Source organism: Bacillus sp. B2-WWTP-C-10-Post-4 (assembly GCF_009183805.1).
In the GTDB taxonomy this organism is placed as follows: Bacteria; Bacillota; Bacilli; order Bacillales; family Bacillaceae_G; genus Bacillus_A; species Bacillus_A cereus.
Window position 1 is genome coordinate 1 of record NZ_WEII01000018.1, and the last position, 11,201, is coordinate 11,201.

The following is an 11,201-nucleotide window of genomic DNA, read 5'->3' on the forward strand; positions in this document are numbered from 1 at the left end:
GTATATGATCATGGCTATTTATATGGCGATGGAGTGTTTGAAGGAATTAGAGTTTATAGCGGTAATGTTTTCCGTTTGAGAGAGCATCTTGTCCGGCTGTATGAATCAGCAAAATCAATCCTTTTAGAAATTCCATATTCATTAGATGAAGTAACAAATATTGTTGTTGAGACGATTCGACAAAATAAATTATCTAATGGATACATTCGCCTTGTTGTATCAAGAGGAGCAGGAAATCTTGGATTGGATCCCGATTCATGTAAGAAGCCGAATGTAGTAGTAATTGCAGAACAATTATCTTTATTCCCACAAGAATATTATGAGAAAGGGATTCCAGTTGTAACAGTTGCAACGCGCCGAAATCGTCCCGATGTTTTATCCCCTCAAGTAAAATCTTTAAATTACTTAAACAATATTTTAGTTCGTATTGAAGCGAAATTAGCTGGAGTACAAGAAGCACTTATGTTAAATGATCAAGGATATGTAGCTGAAGGATCAGGAGATAACGTGTTTATTGTTAAAGGAAATAAATTAATTACACCACCAAGTTCTGCTGGAGCGTTAGAAGGTATTACACGAAACGCCATTTTAGAAATCGGCGAAAAACTTGGGTATGACGTAAGAGAAGAGTTATTTACAAGACATGATGTATATGTAGCTGATGAAGTGTTTTTAACAGGAACAGCTGCTGAAGTGATTGCTGTTACGACAGTAGATGGTAGAACGATTGGCTTAGGGCAAACAGGTCCACATACGAACCGTTTATTAAAAGAGTTTCGTAAGTTAGTTGTAGAAGATGGAGAGAAAATTTACGAAGAAAATAAAGTTGGATAACAACTTTTTTAACATAAGAAAGCGTTGATAGGGAGGAGTAGTTGATTGTGAAGCCTCACAGAGAGTCGGTGGTTGCTGAAAACCGATGGTTCACGTCGACGAACATCGCCCTTGAGTGCTAAGCTAAAGCATTTGTCTAGGCTTAGACGGTAGCTCCGTTATTAGCTAGATCCATTTATGGATCACTGAGGCAAGAGTATTCTTGCGAAGAAGGGTGGTACCGCGAAATCTTTCGTCCCTTCAGCACATAGCTGGAGTGTGGACGTAGGATTTTTTTATTGTATAAAAGTTTGAAAAAGGGGGCTTATAAGAACAATGTCTTCAAAAACGGAAGAGAAACTGGCAACTGGTGCACAGCTATTGTTAGAAGCGCTAGAAAAGGAAGGCGTAGAAGTGATTTTCGGTTATCCGGGTGGTGCCGTTTTACCTCTCTATGATGCATTGTATGATTGTGAAATTCCGCATATTTTAACAAGGCATGAGCAAGGGGCAATTCACGCTGCTGAAGGGTATGCCAGAATTACAGGGCATCCAGGGGTTGTAATTGCAACGAGTGGGCCAGGTGCTACAAATGTAATTACGGGTCTAGCTGATGCGATGATTGATTCATTGCCACTTGTAGTATTTACAGGCCAAGTAGCAACAACGTTAATTGGGAGCGATGCTTTTCAAGAGGCAGATATTATGGGACTTACGATGCCAGTGACAAAACATAACTATCAAGTACGAAAGGCCTCAGATTTACCTCGAATTATTAAAGAAGCATTTCATATTGCTAAAACTGGAAGACCAGGACCAGTCGTTATTGACCTTCCGAAAGATATGGTAGTCGAGAAAGGTGAGCAATGTAGCAATGTACAAATGGATTTACCGGGATATAACCCTAATTATGAACCGAATCTACTTCAAATAAACAAATTACTCAAAGTAATTGAAACTGCAAAAAAACCGTTAATTTTAGCTGGAGCGGGTATATTGCATGCGAAAGCTTCGAAAGAATTGACAAATTTTGCTCGTAAATATGAAATCCCTGTTGTGCATACATTACTTGGTCTTGGTGGTTTTCCACCAGATGATGAACTATTTCTAGGGATGGGAGGAATGCATGGTTCTTATACAGCCAATATGGCGTTATATGAATGTGACTTACTCATTAATATAGGCGCGAGATTTGATGATCGGCTTACAGGGAATTTAGCTTATTTTGCTAAAGGGGCTACTGTTGCGCATATCGATATCGATCCAGCAGAAATCGGGAAAAATGTGCCAACTGAAATTCCTATTGTTGCAAGTGCTAAGCGGGCATTGGAAGTATTACTTGAACCAGAAGGGGGAAAAGAAAATCATCATGAATGGATCACTTTATTAAAGGGGAGAAAAGAACAATATCCATTCTCTTATAAAAGAAATTCTGAAAGTATTAAGCCCCAATACGCAATTGATATGTTATATGAAATTACGAAGGGAGAAGCGATTGTAACAACAGACGTTGGGCAACACCAAATGTGGGCAGCCCAATATTATCCGCTGAAAAATCCAGATAAATGGGTAACTTCTGGTGGATTAGGAACGATGGGGTTTGGATTTCCAGCAGCAATCGGTGCGCAAATTGCAAAGCCTGAAGAATTAGTTATTGCAATTGTTGGTGATGCTGGGTTTCAAATGACTCTACAAGAATTAAGTGTATTAAAAGAACACGCTTTACCCGTTAAAGTATTTATTTTAAATAATGAAGCTTTAGGAATGGTAAGACAATGGCAAGATGAATTTTACAATCAAAGATATTCACATTCTTTATTACCATGCCAACCAGATTTCGTCGCTCTTGCGAATGCATATGGCATAAAAGGTGTTCGTATTGACGATCCACTTCTTGCAAAGAAGCAAATCCAGCATGCTATTGAATTACAAGAGCCAGTCGTAATTGATTGTCGTGTACTTCAATCAGAGAAGGTTATGCCGATGGTTGCGCCAGGAAAAGGTGTTCACCAAATGGAGGGAGTGGAAAAAGGGTGAAGAGAATTGTTACAGCGACAGTTCGAAATCAAAGTGGTGTTTTAAACAGAATTACAGGGGTTATGACACGAAGACATTTTAATATTGAAAGTATTTCAGTAGGTCATACAGAATCATCAGATATATCGCGAATGACGATTGTTGTACACGTTGAAAGTGAACAGCAAGTGGAGCAGTTAATTAAACAACTGCATAAGCAAATTGATGTACTGAAAGTATCAGATATTACAGAAGAAGCGATGATTGCTAGAGAGCTTGCTCTTATTAAAGTAGCAACTTCTGTAGCGAGGGCAGAATTATATAGTTTAATTGAACCGTTTCGAGCCGCTGTAATAGATGTTGGGAAGGATTCCATAGTTGTGCAAGTAACAGGTACGCAAGATAAAGTAGAAGCGTTAATTGAATTACTTCGTCCATACGGTTTGAAAGAAATTGCTAGAACAGGTGTAACAGCATTTACACGTAGTATGAAAAAACAAGATAAGCAAGTTATGTTAATTCAATAATCATTTAAATATAGGGGGAAATGAAAATGGCAAAAGTTTATTATGAGAAAGATGTAACAGTAAATGTATTAAAGGAAAAGAAAGTAGCAATCATCGGATATGGCTCGCAAGGTCATGCACATGCGCAAAATTTACGTGATAACGGATTTGATGTAGTAGTAGGTTTAAGAAAAGGTAAGTCTTGGAATAAAGCGAATGAAGATGGATTTTCTGTATATACAGTAGCAGAAGCAGCGAAAAAAGCTGATGTAGTAATGATTCTACTGCCTGATGAATTACAACCAGAAGTATATGAAGCTGAAATTGCACCAAATTTACAGGCTGGAAACTCTCTCGTGTTCGCACATGGATTTAATGTTCACTTTGATCAAGTAAAACCACCAGCTAATGTAGATGTATTTCTAGTAGCGCCAAAAGGACCGGGGCATCTCGTACGCCGTACGTTCGCCGAGGGCGGGGCTGTTCCTGCATTATTTGCAGTATATCAAGATGCAACAGGAGTTGCGACTGAAAAAGCACTTTCTTATGCTGACGGAATTGGAGCAACGAGAGCTGGTGTACTAGAAACGACGTTTAAAGAAGAAACAGAAACAGATTTATTTGGAGAGCAAGCTGTACTCTGCGGCGGAGTGACTGCACTTGTAAAAGCAGGGTTTGAAACGTTAGTTGATGCAGGATATCAGCCTGAACTTGCATATTTTGAATGTTTACATGAACTGAAGCTAATCGTTGACCTTATGTACGAAGGTGGACTTGAAAATATGAGATATTCAGTTTCAGATACAGCGCAGTGGGGAGACTTCGTATCAGGACCACGCGTTGTTACTGAAGATACGAAGAAAGCGATGGGGGCAGTATTAGCAGAAATTCAAGATGGTACATTTGCAAGAGACTGGATTGCAGAGCATAAAGCAGGAAGACCAAATTTCCATGCGACAAATGAGAAAGAGAATAAACATGAAATCGAAGTAGTTGGACGTAAATTACGTGAAATGATGCCTTTCGTACAGCCGCGAGTAAAGGTAGGGGTTAAATAATATGAAGCAGGTTTTGTTCATGGATACAACGCTTCGTGATGGCGAACAATCACCAGGAGTAAATTTAAATGAACAAGAGAAATTACAAATTGCTAGGCAATTAGAGAGACTAGGGGTTAATGTCATGGAAGCTGGCTTTGCAGCAGCTTCCGAAGGTGACTTTCAATCGGTAAAACGTATTGCGAATACAATTCAAAATGCTACGGTTATGAGTTTAGCTAGAGCGAAAGAAAGTGACATTCGAAGAGCATATGAAGCTGTGAAAGGTGCTGTATCTCCTCGTCTACACGTATTTTTAGCTACGAGTGATATTCATATGAAATATAAACTTTGTATGTCAAAAGAAGATGTGTTAAATAGTATTCATCGCTCGGTTACGCTTGGAAAATCATTATTTCCGACAGTACAATTTTCTGCAGAAGATGCGACAAGAACATCGAGAGCATTTTTAGCTGAAGCAGTAGAAATTGCAATTCGAGCAGGAGCGAATGTAATTAATATTCCGGATACAGTTGGATATACGAATCCAGAAGAGTATTATTCTCTTTTTAAATACTTACAAGAATCCGTTCCATCATATGAAAAAGCGATTTTTTCTTGTCATTGTCACGATGATCTTGGTATGGCAGTAGCAAATTCGTTAGCTGCGGTTGAAGGAGGAGCATTGCAAGTAGAAGGAACGATTAATGGCATTGGAGAAAGAGCAGGGAATGCAGCGTTAGAAGAAGTTGCGGTAGCTCTTCATATTAGAAAAGATTTTTATAAAGCAGAGCCTTCAATGACTTTAAAAGAAATTAAGGCGACGAGTATATTAGTAAGCAGGTTAACGGGTATGGTTGTACCGAAAAATAAAGCAATCGTTGGAGCGAATGCATTTGCTCATGAATCGGGCATTCACCAAGACGGGGTTTTAAAAGAAGTAACAACTTATGAAATTATCGAACCAGCGCTTATAGGAGAATCTCAAAATCTCTTTGTACTTGGGAAACATTCTGGCCGTCATGCGTTTACGGAAAAAATGAAAGAGCTTGGTTATGAATTTACAAATGAAGAGCGAGATGCGGCATTCGAAGCATTTAAAAAATTGGCTGATCGTAAAAAGGAAATTACTGAAGAAGATTTACGCGCACTTATGCTTGGTGAAGCAGCATTTGCAGCTCAGCAATATAACATTACGCAATTACAAGTGCATTTCGTATCAAATAGTACACAATGCGCAACAGTTGTGCTGAAGGATGAGGAAGGAAATGTATATGAAGATGCAGCCACTGGTTCTGGTAGTATTGAAGCGATATACAATGCGATTCAAAGAATTTTAGGATTAGAATGTGAATTGGCAGATTATCGCATACAATCTATTACACAAGGTCAAGATGCACTTGCTCACGTTCATGTTGAATTAAAAGAAGGTAGTCACCAAATATCAGGTTTCGGAGTTGCGCAAGACGTATTGGAAGCGTCGGCGAGAGCTTATGTCCATGCAGCAGGGAAATTAAAATCTCTTATAGCGCTTGTGAAATAAATATTTGATAGGTGAGAGAAGCTTTCCTCACCTATTAAATTAAAGTTCTGAAAATTCAGTTAAAAGGAGTGTTAAAAATGGAAAAACGTATCGTTTGTTTAGCTGGTGATGGTGTTGGTCCAGAAGTAATGGAAAGTGCGAAGGAAGTATTGCATATGGTAGAAAGGCTATATGGACATCATTTTCATTTGCAAGATGAGTACTTTGGTGGTGTTGCTATCGATTTAACTGGGCAACCATTACCACAGCGAACACTTGCCGCCTGTTTAGCGAGTGATGCGGTTTTACTTGGAGCAGTAGGTGGACCAAGGTGGGATAGTGCGAAAGAAAGGCCTGAGAAAGGATTATTAGCATTAAGAAAAGGACTTGGTGTATTTGCGAATGTTCGCCCTGTAACGGTAGAAAGTGCAACTGCACATTTATCACCATTAAAAAACGCTGATGAAATTGATTTCGTTGTCGTTCGTGAATTAACAGGCGGAATTTATTTTTCTTATCCGAAAGAGCGAACGGAAGAAGTGGCGACAGATACACTTACGTATCATCGCCATGAAATTGAACGTATCGTTTCGTATGCTTTTCAATTAGCGAATAAGCGGAAGAAAAAAGTAACATCTATTGATAAAGCGAATGTTTTAGAGTCTAGTAAATTATGGAGAACTGTGACAGAAGAAGTAGCACTTCGCTACCCAAATGTGGAAGTAGAACACATTTTAGTAGATGCAGCAGCTATGGAATTAATTCGGAATCCAGGAAGATTTGACGTTATTGTAACGGAAAATTTATTTGGTGATATTTTAAGTGATGAGGCCTCAGTATTAGCTGGATCATTAGGAATGCTTCCATCAGCAAGTCACGCTGAAAAGGGGCCTTCATTATACGAGCCTATTCACGGATCAGCACCGGATATTGCGGGGAAAAATAAGGCGAATCCAATTGCGATGATGCGTTCTGTTGCAATGATGCTTGGGCAATCGTTCGGATTAACGAGAGAAGGATATTCAATTGAAGAAGCAGTTTCTGCAGTCCTTAAATCAGGAAAATGTACAGCAGATATCGGGGGGACTGAAACGACAACTTCATTTACAAAGGCAGTTATTCAAGAAATGGAAGAGCAAGCGTTAGTAGGGAGAGGAAGATAATGGGGAAAAGGTTACTAGATAAGCTTTGGGAAAGACATGTAGTTGCGACTAATGAAAATGGATTGGATTTATTATATATCGATCTACATCTTGTTCATGAAGTAACGTCACCGCAAGCCTTTGAAGGCTTGCGGCTTACAAATCGAACAGTCCGCAGACCAGATTTAACATTTGCAACGATGGATCATAATATTCCAACGAAAGATGTTTGGAATATTACCGACCGCATTGCGAAGCAGCAACTAGATACACTTCGGGAAAACTGTAAACAATTTCAGGTGCCATTAGCGGATATCGGGGATGAAGAGCAAGGGATCGTTCATGTAATAGGACCAGAACTTGGACTCACACAGCCAGGAAAAATGATTGTTTGTGGTGATAGTCATACAGCAACACACGGTGCTTTTGGCGCACTAGCGTTTGGTATTGGTACGAGTGAAGTGGAACATGTATTGGCGACGCAAACGTTATGGCAACGAAAGCCGAAAGCAATGGGCATTGAGTTAAAAGGAAAGTTACCGCAAGGTGTTTATGCGAAAGATATTATTTTACACCTTCTTTCAAAGTACGGAGTAGCAGTTGGAACAGGTTACGTAATGGAATTTTACGGAGAGGCCATTCATGCTATGGATATGGAAGAGAGGATGACGCTTTGCAATATGGCAATTGAAGGGGGAGCAAAGGCTGGCATTATTGCACCAGATGAAAAAACGGTTGCTTACGTAAAAGGGCGTAAATATGCACCGAAAGACTATGAATCTATTAAGAAAAAATGGTCAGAACTTTATACAGATTTAGATGCAGTTTATGATTTACATATTCTAGTAGATGTTACGGATTTAGCGCCGTACGTTACGTGGGGAACAAATCCTAGTATGGGCGTTCGGATCGATGAGAAATTGCCAGAAAAGCATGATGCAAATGACGAAAGAGCGTTTTCTTATATGGGATTGAGTCCCGGACAAAGTACGTATGACATTCCAGTTCAACATGTTTTCATTGGATCTTGTACAAATTCCAGGCTTTCTGACTTAGAAATTGCTGCATCTGTCGTGAAAGGTAAAAAAGTAAAAGAAGGTGTGCGAGCACTTGTTGTACCTGGATCTCAAAGGGTAAGAGAAGCAGCGATGCATAAAGGATTACATCGCATATTTGAAGAAGCTGGATTTGAATGGAGAGAGCCCGGATGCTCAATGTGTCTAGGTATGAATCCAGATCAAGTGCCTGAAGGGGAACATTGTGCCTCTACGTCAAATCGCAATTTTGAAGGAAGACAAGGAAAGGGAGCACGAACGCATTTAGTTAGCCCGGCAATGGCGGCAGCGGCTGCGTTATATGGTCATTTTGTTGATATTAGAAAGGAGAGTTATGATGGAGCCATTTCGTATTCATAAAGGTACTGCCGCAGTACTGATGAATGATAACATTGATACAGATCAAATTATTCCGAAGCAATATTTAAAGAGAATTGAAAGAACTGGGTTTGGGAAGTTTTTATTTGATGAGTGGCGATATGATAATAATCGCCAAGAAAACCCTAATTTCCCGCTTAATGCACAAGAAAGAAAAGGAGCCAGTATATTAATCACAGGTGATAATTTTGGATGTGGCTCGTCAAGAGAACATGCTCCATGGGCGCTTGCTGATTATGGTTTCCGCGTTATTATCGCTGGAGGATTTGCCGATATCTTTTATATGAATTGTATGAAGAATGGCATGTTACCGATTGTAATGGATAAAGATATGCGTGAACAACTTGCTAAAACAGATGCGAGGGAACAAATTACAGTTGATTTAGAAAATGAAATAATGACAACGAATACGCATAGATTCCATTTTACAATCGAGAAAATGTGGAAAGAGAAGTTATTAAATGGTTTAGATGAAATTAGTATTACAATGCAATATGAACAAGAAATAAAAGAGTATGAAAGAAAAGTGGCTTTACATTAAAAAAGTGACGGAATATTAAAAATGTATTTACATTCAAAATTAACTGTTATATACTATGTGAAAATCAGAGGAGAAAGGGAGTAAGTATTATGAATATCGTGCAATCTATTACAATGCTTACACAACTACATCATCATACATGAAACCCTTGAACCTAGCGTGAAAACGTGTAGGTACAAGGGTTATTCCCGTTGTACCTACACTCTACTGAAGAGCCTTGTAGGTATTTTGTCTACAAGGCTCTTTTTATTTTCGGCTTAGGGGAATGAAATAGGCATACATTAGAAGGGGAAAGGTGTGAAAATTTAGATGACAAAATGGAAACGAGCAAACCCGAATGGAACGAGAGATTATTTATTCGAAGAATGTACGTTAATTGAAGAAGTAGAACAGAAATTAAGGCTTACTTTTTTAGAGAGAGGTTATGAGGAAATAAGAACACCTACAATTGAATTTTATGATGTTTTTGCATTTCAAAATAGACCGATAGATGAAGAGAAGATGTATAAATTTTTTGATGAAAAGGGAAGGATTATCGTTTTACGTCCAGATATGACAATTCCTTTAGCGAGAGTTATTGGAACACAGAGATGGGATACGCCACTTAAAGTGACGTATAGCGGGAATGTATTTCGAGCGAATGAATCCCATTCTGGAAAATATAATGAAATCGTACAAAGTGGTATTGAAGTTATCGGGATTGATAATGTAAGAGCTGAAATTGAATGTGTAATAAGTGTCATTCAAGCACTTCAAAAGTTGAAGGTGCAATCTTTTACAATTGAGATTGGGCAAGTACAGTTATATAAATGTATTGTAAAAAAACTCTCCATCCATGATGAAGAAGAAAGGGTACTTAGAACGTATATAGAAAGTAAAAATTATGCAGCCCTCTCAAATTTTATCGGAGAAAAGAAATTAAATCGATGCGATGAGACAGTAAGGTTACTTGAGAAATTGCCAAGGCTATTTGGAAATTTAGAAGTTATTGAGGAAGCAGAAAAGCTTGCTTCAAGTAATGAAATGAAAATGGCAATTGCAAGAATAAAAGAAATGTATGAAACAATTGAAACGTTAGGATATGGTTCTTACATATCAATTGATTTGGGCATGATTCAACACTTAGATTACTATACGGGTGTTATTTTCAAAGGATATATATATGAAATTGGAGAAGAAATCGTTAGTGGCGGAAGATACGATGAGCTAATTGGCAATTTTGGAGAAATGCTGCCAGCTGTTGGACTCGCGGTACAAGTAAATCAAATTGTGAAGGCGCTGCAAGAGCAGCAAGAACCATATGAACGAAATCAAATTGATATTGTGATTCATTATGAGTTAAATAGATTAGCGGAAGCAGAAAGGTTACGAAATTTACTTCGAAAGGATGGGAAGAATGCTTGGTTATCTCTATTCTCTAATTTAAGCGATACCTTTCAATTTGCAAGAAAAAATAAAATAGGAACGGTTGTTGAGGCAAAGAATGAATATTTAGTGGAATATGTATGGAATGAGAAATGGGTAGTCCAGAAAGAAGGAGAGGCTTCATGCGTAACATTCAAATTGCGTTAACGAAAGGAAGATTAGAAAAACATGTCATTCCACTTTTTGAGCAGATTGGAATTGATTGTTCCGAGCTCAAAAATAAAGGTCGGAAGCTTGTATTTCAAAGTAAAAATACAAATATTTCATTTATTTTAGTAAAAGCGGTTGATGTTGCTACTTATGTAGAACATGGGGTAGCTGATATTGGCATCGTTGGAAAAGATATTTTAATGGAAAACGAGAAAGATATTTATGAAATGCTGGATTTAGGAGTGGGGATTTGTAAGTTTTGTGTTGCTTCTATTCCTACGTATAATCCGAAGAGTTACCGGAAGAAAAGAATCGCTACGAAATACCCACATATTACTTCTACTTATTTTCATGATAAGGGAGAGGATGTAGAAATTATTAAAATAGAAGGTTCTGTAGAAATCGCTCCTCTTCTTGGATTGGCAGATGCGATTGTAGATATTGTTGAAACAGGAAAAACATTACAAGAGAATGGACTCATTGTATTTGAGGAAATGTACTTTATATCGGCTCGGATGATTGTAAATAAGGCAGCCTTAAAAACTAAAAAAGACGAAATATTCAGCATTATAAATATGATGGAGCAAGAAATCTTATCAGGGAAATAGGAGGATTT

At 38.2% G+C, this 11,201-nt stretch carries 10 protein-coding genes and 1 other annotated feature; all 10 genes read left to right on the plus strand.

Features of this window, described 5'->3' with window-relative positions; translation table 11 throughout:
- The coding region (ilvE, locus tag GBN78_RS10485) for a branched-chain-amino-acid transaminase (RefSeq protein WP_152127337.1) at window positions 1–834 on the plus strand (834 nt) is incomplete at its 5' end.
- A gap of 15 nt (window positions 835–849) precedes the next feature.
- Window positions 850–1,077, plus strand: a binding site (T-box leader).
- A 72-nt stretch (window positions 1,078–1,149) separates the two neighbouring features.
- Entirely contained in the window at window positions 1,150–2,850 is a 1,701-nt protein-coding gene (ilvB, locus tag GBN78_RS10490; protein ID WP_000095832.1) for an acetolactate synthase large subunit, read from the plus strand.
- Window positions 2,847–3,356, plus strand: coding sequence for an acetolactate synthase small subunit (ilvN, locus tag GBN78_RS10495; RefSeq protein ID WP_000822952.1), 510 nt, complete (start codon window positions 2,847–2,849; stop codon window positions 3,354–3,356). Before ilvB ends, ilvN begins: the two co-directional genes overlap by 4 nt.
- A 26-nt stretch (window positions 3,357–3,382) precedes the next feature.
- The gene (gene ilvC, locus GBN78_RS10500; protein ID WP_152127339.1) at window positions 3,383–4,393 is read left to right on the plus strand and encodes a ketol-acid reductoisomerase; all 1,011 of its coding nucleotides are present in this window, start codon (window positions 3,383–3,385) and stop codon (window positions 4,391–4,393) included.
- A 1-nt stretch (window position 4,394) separates the two neighbouring features.
- Window positions 4,395–5,915 carry a 2-isopropylmalate synthase gene (gene leuA, locus GBN78_RS10505; RefSeq protein ID WP_097918717.1) on the plus strand — a complete coding sequence of 507 codons (1,521 nt, stop codon included), beginning with the start codon at window positions 4,395–4,397 and terminating at the stop codon, window positions 5,913–5,915.
- Window positions 5,916–5,992: 77 nt separating this feature from the next.
- The gene (gene leuB / locus GBN78_RS10510; RefSeq protein ID WP_000415386.1) at window positions 5,993–7,057 is read left to right on the plus strand and encodes a 3-isopropylmalate dehydrogenase; all 1,065 of its coding nucleotides are present in this window, start codon (window positions 5,993–5,995) and stop codon (window positions 7,055–7,057) included.
- Window positions 7,057–8,451 carry a 3-isopropylmalate dehydratase large subunit gene (gene leuC, locus GBN78_RS10515; RefSeq protein WP_098299613.1) on the plus strand — a complete coding sequence of 465 codons (1,395 nt, stop codon included), beginning with the start codon at window positions 7,057–7,059 and terminating at the stop codon, window positions 8,449–8,451. The genes leuB and leuC overlap by 1 nt, the downstream gene beginning before the upstream one ends.
- Window positions 8,429–9,010, plus strand: a complete 582-nt coding sequence (gene leuD / locus GBN78_RS10520) for a 3-isopropylmalate dehydratase small subunit (RefSeq protein WP_000433189.1) — start codon at window positions 8,429–8,431, stop codon at window positions 9,008–9,010. Before leuC ends, leuD begins: the two co-directional genes overlap by 23 nt.
- A 309-nt stretch (window positions 9,011–9,319) precedes the next feature.
- Window positions 9,320–10,582 (plus strand): ATP phosphoribosyltransferase regulatory subunit, encoded by a 1,263-nt coding sequence (locus GBN78_RS10525; RefSeq protein ID WP_000170293.1) that lies wholly within the window; start codon window positions 9,320–9,322, stop codon window positions 10,580–10,582.
- Window positions 10,558–11,193 (plus strand): ATP phosphoribosyltransferase, encoded by a 636-nt coding sequence (gene hisG / locus GBN78_RS10530; protein ID WP_001244487.1) that lies wholly within the window; start codon window positions 10,558–10,560, stop codon window positions 11,191–11,193. The genes GBN78_RS10525 and hisG overlap by 25 nt, the downstream gene beginning before the upstream one ends.
- Window positions 11,194–11,201: the final 8 nt, after the last annotated feature.